General features: G+C 64.3%; 14 protein-coding genes. 3 read left to right on the top strand and 11 right to left on the bottom strand.

Annotated elements, in window-relative coordinates; genetic code table 11:
- Window positions 1-21 precede the first annotated feature (21 nt).
- The 10 genes from E1N52_RS31430 to E1N52_RS31390 all read right to left on the bottom strand — a co-directional run bounded on the left by E1N52_RS31430 (window position 22) and on the right by E1N52_RS31390 (window position 10,045).
- The gene (locus E1N52_RS31430; RefSeq protein ID WP_133187214.1) at window positions 22-1,095 is read right to left on the bottom strand and encodes a porin; all 1,074 of its coding nucleotides are present in this window, start codon (window positions 1,093-1,095) and stop codon (window positions 22-24) included.
- 192 nt (window positions 1,096-1,287) lie between these two features.
- Window positions 1,288-1,425, bottom strand: coding sequence for a hypothetical protein (locus tag E1N52_RS44245; protein ID WP_165979483.1), 138 nt, complete (start codon window positions 1,423-1,425; stop codon window positions 1,288-1,290).
- A 165-nt stretch (window positions 1,426-1,590) separates the two neighbouring features.
- Window positions 1,591-3,150, bottom strand: coding sequence for an SH3 domain-containing C40 family peptidase (locus E1N52_RS31425; RefSeq protein ID WP_133187212.1), 1,560 nt, complete (start codon window positions 3,148-3,150; stop codon window positions 1,591-1,593).
- Window positions 3,151-3,234: 84 nt separating this feature from the next.
- The gene (locus tag E1N52_RS31420; protein WP_133187210.1) at window positions 3,235-4,281 is read right to left on the bottom strand and encodes an ABC transporter substrate-binding protein; all 1,047 of its coding nucleotides are present in this window, start codon (window positions 4,279-4,281) and stop codon (window positions 3,235-3,237) included.
- Window positions 4,282-4,293: 12 nt separating this feature from the next.
- Window positions 4,294-5,430 (bottom strand): NAD(P)/FAD-dependent oxidoreductase, encoded by a 1,137-nt coding sequence (locus E1N52_RS31415; RefSeq protein WP_133187208.1) that lies wholly within the window; start codon window positions 5,428-5,430, stop codon window positions 4,294-4,296.
- Window positions 5,423-6,859: an NAD(P)/FAD-dependent oxidoreductase gene (locus tag E1N52_RS31410; protein ID WP_133187206.1), complete on the bottom strand. Its 1,437-nt coding sequence runs from the start codon at window positions 6,857-6,859 to the stop codon at window positions 5,423-5,425. Before E1N52_RS31410 ends, E1N52_RS31415 begins: the two co-directional genes overlap by 8 nt.
- Window positions 6,856-7,194, bottom strand: coding sequence for a (2Fe-2S)-binding protein (locus E1N52_RS31405; RefSeq protein ID WP_133187204.1), 339 nt, complete (start codon window positions 7,192-7,194; stop codon window positions 6,856-6,858). The genes E1N52_RS31410 and E1N52_RS31405 overlap by 4 nt, the downstream gene beginning before the upstream one ends.
- 47 nt (window positions 7,195-7,241) lie before the next feature.
- A complete protein-coding gene (locus E1N52_RS31400; RefSeq protein WP_133187202.1) occupies window positions 7,242-8,036 on the bottom strand; it encodes an ABC transporter permease in 795 nt (264 codons plus the stop codon).
- A gap of 19 nt (window positions 8,037-8,055) precedes the next feature.
- A complete protein-coding gene (locus E1N52_RS31395; RefSeq protein WP_133187200.1) occupies window positions 8,056-8,961 on the bottom strand; it encodes an ABC transporter permease in 906 nt (301 codons plus the stop codon).
- Window positions 8,954-10,045 (bottom strand): ABC transporter ATP-binding protein, encoded by a 1,092-nt coding sequence (locus tag E1N52_RS31390; RefSeq protein ID WP_133187198.1) that lies wholly within the window; start codon window positions 10,043-10,045, stop codon window positions 8,954-8,956. Before E1N52_RS31390 ends, E1N52_RS31395 begins: the two co-directional genes overlap by 8 nt.
- 322 nt (window positions 10,046-10,367) lie before the next feature.
- Here E1N52_RS31390 and E1N52_RS31385 point away from each other — a divergent pair, with 322 nt between their 5' ends.
- Window positions 10,368-11,231, top strand: a complete 864-nt coding sequence (locus tag E1N52_RS31385; protein ID WP_133187196.1) for an IclR family transcriptional regulator — start codon at window positions 10,368-10,370, stop codon at window positions 11,229-11,231.
- Between the two features lie 500 nt (window positions 11,232-11,731).
- The gene (locus tag E1N52_RS31380; RefSeq protein WP_133187194.1) at window positions 11,732-12,733 is read left to right on the top strand and encodes a GNAT family N-acetyltransferase; all 1,002 of its coding nucleotides are present in this window, start codon (window positions 11,732-11,734) and stop codon (window positions 12,731-12,733) included.
- A gap of 42 nt (window positions 12,734-12,775) precedes the next feature.
- Here E1N52_RS31380 and E1N52_RS31375 read toward each other — a convergent pair whose 3' ends face one another.
- The gene (locus tag E1N52_RS31375; protein WP_133187324.1) at window positions 12,776-13,966 is read right to left on the bottom strand and encodes a glycosyltransferase family 4 protein; all 1,191 of its coding nucleotides are present in this window, start codon (window positions 13,964-13,966) and stop codon (window positions 12,776-12,778) included.
- A gap of 711 nt (window positions 13,967-14,677) precedes the next feature.
- Here E1N52_RS31375 and hpnJ point away from each other — a divergent pair.
- The coding region (gene hpnJ, locus E1N52_RS31370; RefSeq protein WP_133187192.1) for a hopanoid biosynthesis associated radical SAM protein HpnJ at window positions 14,678-16,097 on the top strand (1,420 nt) is incomplete at its 3' end.

Genomic DNA, 16,097 nt, shown 5'->3' with positions numbered 1-16,097 from the left:
GCCGCGGATCACTTGCGCGCATCAGAACAGATGGCGGATGCCGATGCTCGCGCCCACGGTCGAGCCGGAGACTTCAAAGAGCGCGTTGTTGATCGACAAGCCCGTGTCCATGCGCCCATGGTTGTTCACGTAGCCCACCTGGCCATAGAGCGTCGTGCGCTTGGAGAGGAAGAACTGCACGCCGCTCGACGCGAGGAGCGAGTGGTTGGTGCCGTCGTTGCCGTCGCGCGTGTACCAGACGCCCGCGTCGACGTCGAGGTAGGGCGTGATCATATAGCTGAGTCCACCGGAGTAGACGCTGTTGTCGAACGACTGCGCAACCTTGTAAAGCGCATACGAAGCGGAGATCGTGAGCGAATTCGGGAAGCGATAGCTCGCGCCGATCGTGCGGCCCACGAACTCGATGGTGCTCGGCACCGGCGTGGTGGCAGCGCTGCCTCCGGCGTTGCCGCTATACAGCGCGCCTGTGATCGTGAAGCCCGCGATGTGGTAGCGCAGGCTCGCCGAATACTGGCGTCCCGCCTGGAAGTTGCCCGCTGCGCCGCCCATGGCGAACATGCCCATCGCCTGGATGCCGGCGATTTCCGGCGACGTATACGTAATCGCGTTGCTGTTGAAGAGGCCGGTTACATACACGTTGTTCACGTAGCTCACGAGACCGCTGCCGAAGTACGACATGCCGCGCGGGTCCGTTTGGTAGAGCGAGAGGAAGAACGGTGAGTACTGCAAACCGGCTTTGACCGTACCGTAGGGGCTTTCCATGCCGACCCACGCCTGACGCCCGAAGAAGTTGCCGTTGGAATTGCCGAACTGGCCGTTCGCGACGCTGATGCCGCTTTCGAGCGCGAATACTGCGCGCATCCCGCCGCCCAGGTCCTCGGCGCCGCGCATGCCGAAGTTCGAGCCGGACATGCCGCTGTCCGTAAACGAGAACTGATGACCCGCGTTTTGGCCCGTCTGCGTGTTCAGCGTATGGCTCGTGTAAAGGATCGAGCCGTCGACGATGCCGTACAGTGTGACGCTGCTCTGCGCGCTTGCGACACCCGCTGTGCCCATCAAACCGGCTGCCGCGAGGCAGCGGACCAGCCGTTTCATACCGAGGTTGTCGCGTTGTAACATTTCGTCGTCCTTAGTGTTATTTATGGATTGAGATCGATGTGACAGGGTGGTGCACACGCTTTCGGGCAATGCTCCAGGCAAAGCTTCAGGTCAAGCTTCGGGCAATAGGGGACCGGGGTTCCTCGCGGAACCACACGAATCGGAATACTGGGAGTGCTGCCTGGAGTACTACGCGGAGTACTGCGCGGAGTACTGCGGTCTGGCGCGGCGGCCGGGGTCCTCTCGCGTGCGCAGGAGCAGCGTGGACGAGCGCGTGGTCATCGTGGGCTTGCGGCTAGGCATGAGCCGGATTGAATGCGCGTTCACCGATCGCTTCTCCCCTGACAAGAGGTGTGCAACGTTGACGGAATGCTACGTTCGATGGAGGTATTTTTGTACGACCGTGCGGAATCTGTCACCCTGGGAGAAACGATCACATTTGCGCATCAATTTATTGCACTCGGTGCATGAATCGACACACGGGCGTCTGAATCACCCCGCCGGATTCTCCTCATCCTGCGGCGGCGCGCTGCCCGCGGGCGCACCCAGGATGCTGACCTGGAAAACCCGCGTGCCTGCAAGCGATTCGAGGTTGGGGTCTTCGGGGTAGCTGAGCAGCAGCGGGAAGATGACTGAGCCGCCAATCACGGCGCGGCGGCTGTTGTCGGCGGGGCGCAGGCCCCACACGTCCTGATAGACGAGCGGCACCGTCTTGCCGTCGCGCTCGGTGTTGCCCAGGTACAGCATGACATGGCCGCCTATATAGATGAGCGTGCGCATGGGCGCGCCGTGCTGCACGAGCCAGTCGAGGCGTTGCGCGGGCGTGGACGCCGAAAGATCGGTCATCGCCCCCGCGTTCATCTGCGTGGACGAATGGCGCGGCAGCCACACGCCGAACGCCGCGAAAATGCTCTGCAGTTCGGCCGAGCAGTCGTTGTCGAAGTTCGTGTTGCCCCAGCCGTAGGGGCGGCCGATCAGCGCCTTCATCAACTGCGCGAGATGGCGCGGCGTGGCCGCGAGCGGCGCAGGCACGATGGCGTTCGCGTCGAGCACTGCCGTGCGGATGGCCGCGCGGCCGTCTACATCGCGGGCGGGCACGAGCACTTCTCCCGGCGTCGCGCCCGATGCGGGCCGCAGCGGCAGCAGCGTGCCGGCGGGCGCATCGAAGCGGAACACGCCGCCATCGTCGCGCAGCGCGGCGGAGGGCACGACCACGACGCCGAGCGACCGGTGCGCCGCTGCGCGCCACGTCGAAACGAAGGTTTCATCGACGCTCGCCACGCCGTCGCTGCGCACCCAGCCCTGCACATCCGGCGTCTGCACGTAGCGCCAGGCGCCGTCGGCGCTCGTGCCGAGCACGTAGAGCGGCGTGCCCGGCCGCACGGCGCTGACCTGCAGGTTGTCGAAGGGATAGCCTTCGCCCGCTATGCGATGTGAATAGAACGACGGGTCGATGGTGGGCAGCTCGCGCACGTAAAGCGCCGTCGTGGCGATGGCGCGACGCGCGGCGTCGAAGCCGCTGGCCTGCTCGAACTGGTTGACGTTGGCGTTGCGCTCGATGGCATCGATCCACGCCTTCGTGTGCGGCCGGAAATTCATGCCGTAGCCAATGCGGCGCGGCTCCTTGCCGGTGTTGTCGAACTCGGCGAGGCGGCGCGTTTGCAGCGCGGCGATGTCGCTGCCGCCGTCGCGATACACGCGCTGCTCGACAAACGCGTGATTCCACGGCGAGGGATCGTTCGGCCCTGCACCGAAATAGCGCGCGACGAGCGCATCGAATTGCGCGCGCTGGACGTCGGGCGAAAGGAAGGGCTTGTCGTAATCGGCGCTGGCCGGATCGATCCAGTGATCGACGTTCTGGTCGTAGTGCTCGATCGGGAAGAGCGTGACCGTATCGGGCGGGAGTGCTTGCCCGGCCTGACTCTGCGAGGCCGGCCCGGTTGCGCATCCCGGCAGCACGCACGCGGCGGCTAGCGTCAGGGCTAGGAAGCGGGCGCGCGGAGCCCGGGCAAAAGCGGAAAGGCGAAAGGAAGAATCGAGGGCGGAGCGCATGGGCGAGCGGGCGGTTCGACAACCCGTGGATGATACAGGACGCGCCGTGCCCGCCGCCCTCGCTATTGCCCGAAGATCACACGATCACTGCTCGATCTGCCGGTTCCAGCGCGAATCCCATTGCGCGCGGTGCTCGTTGATCACGTCCCAGTCGACCACCGTCACCTTCTTTACGAGCTGGTCGAGATTGCCCAGGCTCTTTTGCATGTCGGGCGGCATGGTCGCGTTCTGGTTGGTCGGAATCTGCTTGCCGGCGGAGGCCGCCTTGCTCTGTGCGGGCGCCGACAGCAGGAACTGCGCGAGCTTTTGCGCGAGCTGCGGGTCCGGATTGTTCTTCACCACGCACAGGTCCACGAGCAGCAGCACGGCGCCTTCCTTCGGGTTGGCGTAGGCCACGGGCAGGCCCTTGTCCTTCAGGTCGCCCACTGCGGTTGGCGTGAGCGGGAAGATGCCGGCCTCGCCGGTCTGGATCATCTCCGAGAGCTTGGCCGAATTCGGAATGTATTCGACGACGTTCGGCCCCACCGTGCTCGCCCACTTCGTGAAGCCCGGCTCGACATTGCTCTCGCTGCCGCCCATCAGGCGGTTGATGGCGAGAAAGCCATGCAGCCCGAAGGTGCTGCTCGAAGCCGACTGGAACACCACCTTGCCCTTGTATTTCGGATTGGCGAAATCGAGCCACGAAGTGGGCGGCGCCCAGCCTTTATCCGCGAACAGCTTCGTGTTGTAGCCGATGCCCGTCATGCCGAGTTGCACGCCCGCGCCCACGTCGCCTTTCATGCGCGCGAAGGGATACAGTTCCTTGAGCACCGGCGAATCGTCGAGCTTCTCGCACACGCCCATGCTGACGGCGCGCGCCATCACGCCGTCGTCGAGAAAGGCGACATGCATCTGCGGGCTGTTGCGGTTGGCGAGGAGCTTCGCGAGCACGTCGGATGACGTGCCCGGCACGACCACCACCTTGACGTTGTTGGCCTTCTCGAAGTCGGGCAGGACCTGGCTCGTGTAGGCCTTCTCCATCGGACCGCCGTTCATGCCGACGTAGATCGTCTTCGTTTGCGACCAGGCGCCTTGCGAAATGCCAAGGGCGACGAGTGCGGCTAGCGAGGCCAGGGTGCGTGTGAATTTCATCGTGGGGACTCCTTATTTGATTGGGAGAGCGGCATGAACGGAAGACTGCGTGAAGCGGCCGATTGCGAACGCTTCGATGGGCGTGCTCGTCGCGCCTTCAGTGACGAGTTCGGCGAGGACTTCGCCGACGCCCGGCGCCAGCAAGAAACCGCCGCCGGAAAAGCCGAACGCGTGCACGAGGCGCGGCGTGGTGTTGCTGAAACCGATGATGGGATTGTTGTCCGGTGTTTCGCCTTCCACGCCGCTCCACGTGCGGATGAGCAGCGCATCGCGCAGGCCGGGCAGCAGCGCGCAGGCGTCGCGCATGACGGCGCGCGTGGTGGCGGTGGAGGGCTGCGCGTACTCGCCGTCGCCGTGCCCGCGCCCGCCGCCGATCACGCAGTTGCCGCGCTCGACCTGGCGCGCGTAGACGCCGCCGCCGTAGACGCCCAGGTTGTGCTGGATAAAGCGCGGCAGGGGCTCGGTCACCCACATGTTCGGGTAGATCGGCTTCATCGGCACGGTTTCGCCGAACGCGCCCGCCACCGTATTGGCCCAGGCGCCCGACGAGTTGATGAGCCAGTCGGCGCTGATGCGCTCGTTGCCCGCGCGCATCTGGAAACGCCGCCCGTCGAAGCTCAGGTCGCTGAGCGCGGTCTGCTCCTGCACGTGCGCGCCCGCGCGCCGCGCCGCCGCCGCGAAGCCGGGCGAGACGAGACGCGGATTCGCCTGGCCGTCGCTCGCGCAGAGCGCCCCGCCAATGGCGGCCTTGCCGAGCCACGGGTAGCGGCGCCGAAACGCTTCGCCGCTCATGACCAGTGATTCCACGCCGAAATCGCGCGCCATGGTGGACCACCCGTGAAGCGCCTCGAGATCGCTATCGCGGCGCGCGAGGCGCAAGTGTCCCGACACGACGAATTCGCCGTCGGTGCCGATCAGTTCGGGCAAGCGGCTCCATACACGACGGGCGCGCACCGCAAGCGGCAGTTGCTCGGCGCTGCGGCCGTGGGTGCGCACGCCGCCGTAGTTCACGCCGCTCGCCTGCGCGCCGCAAAAGCGGCGCTCGAACAAGCCGACGCTTACGCCCTTGCGCGCGAGCGCGAGCGCCGCCGATGCGCCGACGAGTCCGCCGCCCGCAATCACAACCTGGAAGTGGCGCGTGTCACTCATCGTGGGCTTCCTCTTCGATGACCTGCACGCCGTCGTCGAACAGCATCGGCGAAATGGGAATCGGCTTGATGGGCGCCTGGCTGCGCAAACGGCCCACCTCGTGCAGCGGCTTGCCGGTCTCCGCGCTCAGGAGCGCCATGGCGGATTCGCCGCACATGCGCCCCTGGCAGCGCCCCATGCCGATGCGCGTGAGCGCCTTCAAGCGGTTGACTTCGGTGGCGAAACCGCCGCGGATACAACTACGCAGCGTGCCTGCGTCGACTTCCTCGCAGCGGCAGACGGTCAGATCGTCGGGCCAGTCGGCGGCGCCGTTGGCCGGAGGGGCGAACGCCTGCTCGATGCCCACACGAAAGCGCGTAATACGCTCGAGGCGCTTGTCGATCGTTGCCGCGTCGGGCAGTTGGGCATCGTGCTGCGGCGCGTTGATGCCCATGTCTTCGAGCATCGCAAGCGCTACGCGGCGGCCCGCGAGTTCGGCGGCATCGGCGCCCGCAATGCCCGCGCCGTCGCCGGCAAGATAGACGCCCGGCACCGAGCTTCGGCCCGCCGCATCGCGCTCGGGCAGCCAGCAGCGGTTGAGGGTGTCGAAGGCGAAGCGGCAGCCCGCGAGATCGGCGAGCTGGGTTTCGGGCCGCAAGCCGTAACCGAGGCCGACCGCATCGCAGGCAATGGCGTGCTCCTTGCCGTCGGCTGCGTGCCAGCGAACATATTGCACGGCCTCGTCGCCTTCGATGGCCTCGAGCGCGACACCATGCTCCATGCGCACGCCATGCGCCTTGAGCCACGCAACGTAATAAACGCCCTTGGCGAAGGTGCCCGGCTGGTTGAGCAGCTTCGGCGCGGCGGCGGCCTGGCGCGTGAACGGGCTCGTGTCGAGCACGGCGGCCACTTGCGCGCCCGCTTTTGCATATTGGTAAGCGACGAGGTAGAGCAGCGGCCCGGTGCCGGCGAACACGGTGCGCTGGCCAATCGCGCAGCCCTGCGCCTTCAGGGCGACTTGCGCGCCACCGAGCGTGTACACGCCTGGCAGCGTCCAGCCGGGCAGCGGCACGATGCGGTCGGTCGCGCCGCTCGCGATGATCAGATGCGACCAGGGCACGCTCGCTTCGCGGCCCTCGCGCAGGGTGTCGAGCCGGCCCGGCTCGCACGACCAGGCGAGCGTGTCGGGCCGATAGTCGATCTTCGCGAGCAGTTCGGCCATGGCGCTATGGACCGCGTCGGCTTTCTTCGCCTCGAAGCCGTAGAGCGCGGCTTTCGTGCGCGAGAAGCCTGCACCGTCAGCGGGCTGGCGATAAATCTGGCCGCCCCAGCGCGCGTTTTCGTCGATCACGGTGGGGCGCAGTCCCGCGGCCACGAGCGTTTGCGCGGCGCGAATGCCGGCCGGTCCCGCGCCGACAATCACAATGCGAGCAGGCGTGGACGTGTTCATTGCGTGTCTCCGCCATAAGATTCGGTATCCGAATCGGTTCGCGTCAGCACACGCATGCCTTCGCGCAGCGGCGTGGAGCAGGCGCGCAGGCGCGTGCCGTCTTCGCTTCGCACCCAGCAGTCCTGGCAGGCACCGATCAGGCAGAAGCCCGCGCGCGGTTCTGTGCTGAACTCGCTGCGGCGCACGTGCCGCTGGTGCGTGAGGATCGCGGTGAGCAGCGTATCGCCCGCGAGCGCCCTGACTTCGACACCGTCTAGAAGAAAGGAAACGCTCGCGCGTGCTGTCTCGGCAACGCGGACGAACTGGGCAAGGGGAGGCGGCGTGACGGTGCTCATGGGAGTTCAGTGGCGCGGCGGCAGGAATCGAAAGAGGCGGGCGGCGGTCAGTGCTGCCCGATCAGAATGCGGTTGAGCCCGTACACGCGGTCGAGCAGGAACATCGCGCCCGCCGTGATGAAAATGACGAGCGCGGAAACGGAGGCCATCATTGGGTCGATCGACTCGGTCGCGTACATGTACATGCGCACGGGCAGCGTGACGGTTTGCGGCGAGGTCACGAAGATCGACATCGTCAGTTCATCGAAGCTGTTGATGAACGCGAGCAGCCAGCCGCCCGTGATGCCGGGCACGATCATCGGCAATGTGACGCGGCGAAAGGTGGTCCACGCGCTCGCGCCGAGCGACGCGGCCGCATGCTCGATGCTGCGGTCGAGGCCGCTCACCGAGGCGAGCACGAGCCGCATGACGAACGGCGTGATGATGATCATGTGCGCGAGGATCAGCCACGCGAACGAGCCGGTCGCGCCGATCAGCGCGAAGAAGCGCAGCAGCGCGATGCCCAGCACGAGCCCCGGAATCACGAGCGGCGAAAGCAGCAGCGCGTTGAGAAAGCCGCGTCCCGGAAAGCGCGCACGACCGATCGCCAGACCCGCAGGCAACGCGATGACGAGCGAAAGCGTGGCCGAGGCGAACGCGAGCTTGAGGCTGTTGAAGAACGCGGTGATGAAGTCGGGATAGTCGAGGATCGCGCGGAACCAGCGCAGCGAGAAGCCGTGTGTGGGGAGCGTCAAGGTTTCGTCGGGGGTGAAGGCCACGAGAATGACGATGACGAGCGGCGCCAGCACGAACAGAATGACGAAGCTATGGAACGTGAGGGCGAGCGGTCCGTTTTTGCGCATGATGTTGTGTCCTGGGGCCTTAGCCCATGCTGCGCGCGTAGCGCCGTTCGAGCACGCGGTAGTAGGTGAGCATCACCACGAGATTGGCGACGAGCAGCAGCACGGCGATGGTCGCGCCAAGCGGCCAGTTCATCGAACTGAGGAACTGGTCGTACACGGCGGTGGCCGCCACCTTCAGGCGCCGGCCGCCCAGCAGGCCCGGAATCGCAAAGGCGCTCGCCGAAAGGCCGAATACCATGAGGCTGCCCGAGAGAATGCCCGGCATGAGTTGCGGCAGCACGATACGGCGCATGGTGGTGAACGGCGAGGCCATCAGTGAAAGCGCCGCGTTTTCGGTTTGCGGATCGAGCCTTTGCAGCGCGGTCCACACCGGAATCACCATGAACGGCAGCATCACATGCACGAGCGCGATGACGATGGCGAAGGTCGTGTATTCGAGCTTGAAGGGTCCCGTGCCGAACAGGCCGAAGAACTGGTTCACGAGACCGTTCATGTTGAGCAGCATGCTCCAGCCGAACGCGCGCACCACCACGGAAACCAGCAGTGGCGCGAGGATCACGAGCAGGAAGAGCGAGCGCCACGGGTCGCGCATGCGCGAGAGGATGTACGCCTCGGGTGTGCCGATCACGACGCACAGCAGCGTGGTGAGCGCGGCAATGCCGAAGGTGCGCAGGAAGATCGTGTGAAAGTACGATGAGCCCAGCACTTCTATGTAGTTGTGCAGATCGAATGCGGCGATGGGGCCGCTCATCGGATCGAAACGATAGAACGTGAGCGCGAAGGTCATGGCGAGCGGCACGAGCACGAGCGCGGCGAACAGCAGCAGCGCGGGTGCGCTCATGAGCCAGAGCGGCACGTAAGCCTGCCAGCCGGCGCGCACCGTGGCGCGCGGGGCAGGCTGAGAAGTGCGCAGCGTACTAGACACGGGCGCCCTCCTGGTGGATGAAGCGGATCGCGTCGCTATGCCAGTCAATGCCCACCTGGTCGCCTTCGGCGAGCGGCTCCTTGCCCTCGTTCTGGCAGCACACGAGCATTTCGCCAGCGCGGCTGTCGAGTCGATAGAGCCACTGGCTGCCGAGGAAGAAGCGGCTCGTCACGCGTCCGGCGAGACGTCCCGAACCGGTTGCGCACAGCTTGAGCTTTTCGGGGCGGATGCACAGCGTGATCGCGTCACCGACACCCACCGCGCGGCCGCGTTCGGGGAGTTGCGCGGTCGAGCCCGTTTCCGCGAGGTCGTTGCCGAGATCCACGCGGATCGTGTCGCCCTCGCGCGCGACGATGCGGCCCGCGAGCATGTTGGCCTTGCCGATGAACTGCGAGACGAAGTCGTTCTCGGGCCGCTCATACGCGCGATATGGCGTATCGACCTGAGTGATGCGGCCGCTTTCCATCACGACCACGCGGTCGCTGATCGAGAGCGCTTCCGACTGGTCGTGCGTGACCATCAGCGTGGTCGTACCGATCTTGCGCTGAATGGCGCGCAGCTCGAACTGCATGTCTTCGCGCAGCTTGGCGTCGAGATTGGACATCGGCTCGTCGAGCAGCAGCACCGGCGGCGCGATCACAATGGCGCGCGCAATCGCCACGCGTTGGCGCTGGCCGCCCGAAAGCTCGCGCGGAAAGCGGTGCGCGTAAGCATCGAGGCGCACGAGCGCGAGCGCCTCGCGAATGCGGTCCCGGCGCTCGGCTTTGGCCACGCCGCGCATTTCGAGGCCGAAGCTCACGTTCTGCTCCACGCTCATGTGCGGAAAGAGCGCATAGCTCTGGAACACGATGCCGAGGCCGCGCTTGTTCGGCGGCATGTGCGTGATGTCGCGCCCGTCGAGCGTGATGCGCCCACGCGTGGTTTCCACGAAGCCGGCGATCATCTGCAGCGTCGTGGTTTTCCCGCAGCCCGAGGGGCCGAGCAGCGAGACGAACTCGCCTTTTTCCACCGACAAATTGACGCCGGCGACCGCTTGCAGGTCGCCAAACGATTTCGATACGTCGGTCAGGGTGAGGAACGACATGGTGTGGCCTTCCAGTGCTTGGGTTGCGCCGGCACCCGCTGGGCGAATCGCAGTGCAGGGCGTTGAGCCGACTGTAGCTAGCCAAATTTTTAGTCGTCAATTTAAAATTCCATCAAGCGATAGAAATCTGACTTATATTCCATTTGACGGAATGTGAGTGCGGCTTGGCTTATTGATTGTTTCATCCGGTGAACTTCGGGAAATCCCTGAAAGCGCCTGCCGCAAGCACAACGGCTTGTGGCGCGCCAACCATTCAGGCAGCACGCGAATTCGTACGAGCTTTCGGCGGATATTCCGCTGAGTGGAATAAATTGAGATCGATATGACGACAGTGGAAGAGAAAAGTGGAACGCCGGCGGACGACGCACGCGGCGCGGGCGTGTTGCAGCGCGCATTCGCTGTCATCCGCGCACTGGGGGCAAGTCAGGCGGAAGGCAGCCGCGTGACCACACTCGCCAGGGCCGTGGGCCTCACCCAGGCCACCGTGCATCGGCTGCTGCAGGGGTTGATCGCCGAAGGCGTGGTCGAGCAGGACGAGGGCACCCGGCGCTATCGGCTGAGTGTGGATTTTTTTGCACTCGCGGCGCAGGCGGGCAATCCGAGCGGCATGCGCACGCTATGCCGGCCCGCATTGCTGCGCCTGTGCGCAAGCCTTGGCGATACGATTTTCCTGCTCGTGAAGAGCAGCTTCGACGCCGTTTGCCTCGACATGTGCGAAGGTCCGTTTCCGATCCGCTCGTTCACGGGCGATATCGGCGGGCGTGTAGCGCTGGGCGTCGGCCAGGGAAGTCTTGCCATTCTTGCGTTCCAGCCCGAGGCCGAGCGCGAAGAAATCATTCGTTTCAACGTGCCGCGTTTGCGCAGTTACGGCGTGCTGGACGAAGTGTATTTGCGCACGGAGATCGAGCGCGTGCGCAAGCTCGGCTATGCGGGGCGCAATACCGGCGTGCTCGAAGGCATGGCGGGCGTGGCCGTGCCGATTCTGGACCAGAACGGTTGTGCCGTGGGCGCATTGAGCGTGGGCACGCTGGCTGCTCGTCTCACGGAAGACCGGTTACCCACGATCGTCGAACTGCTCAAGCGGCAGGCCGAGATCATCGGGCCGCAAACGAACCCGTTCGATGTGGCGGTGCGCCGTCCCATGCATGGGCTCACGCGAGCAATGACGACGCAACCATTGGCTTGAGCGATGATGCGCGGCGAATGAGCATGTGGAATGGATTCCTAACTAAATTGCCTGATCGCGAATCGTTCTCGTTAGATGGTCGGTGTGCAAACGTTCATCAGGTTCGTGCATGCTGCATTGCGAAATCGAGCAGTATGGTCGGACAAAATTTGACCAGGGAGATAACCTATCCGCATGCGTCTTGGTTTTGGCGTAAACGGGCGGGTTGCTGTTCGTAGACTGAAGGCGGTGTACGAATGGCAGTTCGCCGCCATGGAGCTTTGCAATCCATCGCAGCGCGAGCAGGTAGGCCCGGAAACGCAAACAGAAGCGCTCGAAGCGCCGTCTTGCGTGTAGTGTTGCAAGACCCGGGGGGACAAAACGACCCGCCGCGTGGACTGTCACATTGAGTACCTGCCGTTGCCACGTCGACGAGAAGTCATTGAGGAGCGTGGGTGCTGGGGGAGGTGGAGCGCATGTGTGATCCCGCAGCGCTTGCAGTCAGAATATACCGGTGATCGATGACGACCATAAACGACCGGACGTTGCCCGTTTTCGAGGCACCGGCTGCTATTGCTACGCCGGTGCCGGTACGCGCGGCGCCTTCGATCTTTCATGAGCGCTGGTGGCTCGACATCGCCACGCAAGGCGACTGGAAGCTTGCGGTGGTGAAGCAGAACGACGAGGTCATCGGCGAGATGCCGTACGCGATGCAGCGCACGCGACTGTGGCGTGTCTCGCACCTGCCGCCGCTCACGCGCACGCTCGGGCCGGTCATCAAATCCGTGACGGGCAGCGAGGCGCGCCAACTGCATCATGAACTCGACGTCACCGGGAAATTGATCGAGCAGTTGCCCGACTGCGACAGCTTTTTCCAGGTGCTCGATCCGCGCATCGACGACGCCCTTGCGTTCGCACTGCATGGCTTTACCGTGACGGCGCGCTATACCTTCCGTATCGACCGGCACACCACGGCCGACGAAGCGTGGAAGCGCCTGAACAGCAAGACGCGCAATGTGATCCGCAGCGCCTCCCGTGAATTGACCGTCGTGCCGGACATCACGCCAGCCGAGTTCATCGCGTTCTACGAAGCGAATCTTGCGGCGCGTGCGCGTACCAACGCTTACGGGGATGCCATCATGCGCGACCTCGTCAACGCGTTCGTCGAACGCAAGGCCGGGATGCTGCTCGGCGCCTATGGGGAGGGCGGGAAGCTCGTGGCGGCGGTCGGCCTCGTTTGGGACCACCAGGCAATGTATTACCTGCTTTCGTCGCGGGCACAGGACGCGCACAGCGGCTCGATCAGCCTGCTGCTGTGGACAGGCATTGGCCGCGCGCTCGAGCGCAGGCTCACCTTCGACTTCGACGGCTTTTCGAGCCCGTCGACCTTCAGCTTCCTCAATGGATTCGGCGCGACGCTTACGCAGCGCCTCGGCGTCGAGCGCCACGGCACGGTTTATTTGCTGATGCGTACGCTCAAGCGAAAGTTTGCGCCGGGGCGGGTATTTGCGCCCCATCTCTGAGCGGCGGGAAAGGCGACGTCGTGTAGCGAACTATATCGCGCGCTAAACGAGTTCGTGCCGCGCGGGGTCGCTTGCGCGGCGGGTCGTGACCTCGGCAAGCTCCAGCGCGCTCGATGCGAAGAGCAAGGGCGTCCAGCGCCGGATCGTGCTTTGCGCGCCTGCGGCGAAGCGCTCGCGCAGCGCGGGCTCGCCGCCCAACTCGCCGATACGCTGCGCGAGCGTCGAGACGTCGCGCGGTTCGACCACGAAACCGTTCACGCCGTCGATCACCACTTCGCCCGCCACGCCGCATGTGCGCGTGACGATGGCAGGGCAACCGGCCGCGAACGCTTCGTTCACGCACAAGCCCCATTGATCGAATTCGCTCGCCAGGACGACGAAATCCGCGAGCGCATAGAGATTCGGCATCTCCTGGTTGGCGAGCGAGTTGAGTATCGTCACATGCGGCGTGAGGCCGAGCGATGCGATGCGCGCGCGCAATTGCGCTTCGAGCGGGCCTTGGCCCACCAGCACGAGGCCGATATTTTCGTTGTACACGCCGGATTTACGGTAGGCGTCGATCAGTACGTCGACGTTCTTGCGTGCGACGAAGCGGCTCACGCACAACACATAGCGCTGCGGCAGGCCGAAGCGGGATCGCACGGCTTCGGGGTTATCGCTCGCGGCCTGCGCGAGATCCGAAAAATAGTCGACGTCGATCACGTCGAAGCCGATGCGCGACCGTTCTTTCGGTATGCCTAGCGATTGCGCGTAACGGCGATGCTTCTCGCCCGCGACGAGCGCGCCGTCGAAGCGGCTCACGATAAAGCGCTTGAGCCGCTCCTTAGTGCGCTGGCGCAGTCCGTCGTCGGCCTTCGAGTCCGACATGTAGATCAGCTTGAAGCGCCGCGTGAGATGTCTGAGGAAACAGAGCACCGCCGAATAGCCGGTGTTGTAGCCGAGCGTGATGACCACGTCGGGCATGAAGTTGCGCACCTTCGCGATGAGGCGCGCCGTGTCGCGCGCGCTGAGGCCGTCGCTGTCGGCGCCGTTCTCGACCAGCGTTTCCGCCATGCGTGGTCGGTTCGCGAAGAATGCGGCGCGCCGTTCCTGAGGGAAGCCATAGACGCCTGAGCGTGCGAAGACCTCGAGAAGCGCCACCTGGTGGCCGCGACCGGCGGCCGCGCTAACGAGAGCCTCGTAGCGAGGGACGTGATAGTCGCCCAGGTTGCCGATGACGAAGAGGATGCGCATGGACAATGACGGCTCACGGTGGCGCTTGGTTGAGCAGGCAGCGCACCTCGGGTGCCTGGTCTGCATGAAATCCCGGACAGTCGTCCTGACCTGCCGGGCAGCGTTGCCTGCGCCACACCGCTCGCACAATCGCGGCGGGGACCCGCAGTCACGCCGTTTGCTGCATCGTAACCCGATAGTGAGGCGTTTTTACGCAATGTCGGCGATCAGCGAAAACTTGTCCGATATGGCGGAGTCGATGCAAAGCAGATAAAAACCCGCCGGTCAATTCTTCCACGGAAATACGAAAGGGTATGCACGTTGTGGCACAGGACTTGCGTGGTCCCGGCCGATTTACGCGATTTCCGGCTGCCAAAGGGCGGGTTGCGCCTCGCTTGTAACCGATTGTCATCACAACGGACATCAATTGGCGCGGTGCGATGAAAACTGTCATATCAATGCGTCACACTGGAGGTTTGGCATGTTTCAATACGTAGGAAGAAGGGAAAGCGCTTAAGGTCTGCATCAGATTTTCGGCTTAATATCCTAAGGTTGACCCGTGGCGCCCAGGCCTTCAATTCGATAACAAACATGCGAACCGGAATGCCGATCGAATGTTTTGCGTAATGTGTTTCGAGGGAATTGCGCGGCGTAAGACGCCGGCAAGGCTGGCCACGAAGCGTACGCGAGGGCAAACCGGGTTTCACCATACTGCGCGGACAATCGAGGAATATGAAAACGCTGTTTCTGCAGGCCCCGTCGTATGACGGCTTCGACGGTGGCGCGGGCTCGCGCTACCAGGCAAAGCGCGAGATCCGCTCGTTCTGGTATCCCACCTGGCTCGCGCAGCCCGCGGCCCTCGTGCCCGACAGCCGCGTGCTCGACGCGCCGGCCGACGGCCTCTCCGTGGAAGAAACGCTGAAGATTGCAGCCGCGTACGACCTCGTCATCATCCACACGAGCACGCCGTCGTTCCCGACCGACGCGCTCTTCTGCGAAGACCTCAAGAAGCGCAAGCCGTCGATCGTCATCGGTCTCGTGGGCGCGAAGGTGCAGGTCGATCCGCACAATTCGCTCACGGCATCCGAGGCCATCGACTTCGTCTGCCGCGAGGAATTCGACTTCACCTGCAAGGAAATCGCCGAAGGCATGCCGCTGGCCGCGGTGAAGGGCATTTCGTGGCGCGCGAAGGACGGCTCGATCGAGCACAACCCGGGCCGTCCGGTGCTCGAAGACATGGACTCGCTGCCGTTCGTCGCGCCCATCTACAAGCGCGACCTGAAGATCGAAAACTACTTCATCGGCTACCTGAACTACCCGTACGTCTCGATCTACACGGGCCGCGGCTGCAAGTCGCGCTGCACGTTCTGCCTGTGGCCGCAGACCGTGAGCGGCCACGTCTACCGTACGCGCTCGGTCGAGAACGTGCTCGAGGAAGCGAAGTGGATCCGCGAGAACATGCCGGAAGTCAAGGAGCTCATGTTCGACGACGACACCTTCACCGACGACCTGCCGCGCGCCGAAGCGATCGCGATCGGTCTCGGCAAGCTCGGCATGACATGGTCGTGCAACGCGAAGGCGAACGTGCCGTACAAGACGCTGAAGGTCATGAAGGAAAACGGCCTGCGCCTGTTGCTCGTGGGCTTCGAGTCGGGCGACGACCAGATTCTCGTGAACATCAAGAAGGGCGTGCGCACGGATTTCGCGCGCCGCTTCAGCGCCGACTGCAAGAAGCTCGGCATCAAGGTTCACGGCACCTTCATCCTGGGGCTGCCGGGCGAGACGCAGGACACGATCAAGAAGACGATCGAGTACGCGAAGGAAATCAATCCGCATACGATTCAGGTGTCGCTTGCCGCGCCGTATCCGGGCACGACGCTGTACAAGCAGGCCGTGGAAAACGGCTGGATGGAAGAGAACAAGACCATCAACCTGGTGAGCAAGGAAGGCGTGCAGCTCGCGGCGATCGGTTATGCGCATCTGTCGCGTGACGAGATCTATCACCACCTGGAGCAGTTCTATCGCCAGTTCTATTTCCGGCCGTCGAAGATCTGGGAGATCGTGCGCGAGATGCTCACGAGCTGGGACATGATGAAGCGGCGTCTGCGCGAAGGCGTGGAGTTCTTCCGCTTCCTGCGCGCACACGAGGCAT

This window comes from Paraburkholderia guartelaensis, from assembly GCF_004353905.1.
Classification (GTDB): domain Bacteria; phylum Pseudomonadota; class Gammaproteobacteria; order Burkholderiales; family Burkholderiaceae; genus Paraburkholderia; species Paraburkholderia guartelaensis.
The sequence above is the reverse complement of the archived record's forward strand: the minus strand, read 5'-3'. Positions and strand labels throughout refer to the sequence as shown.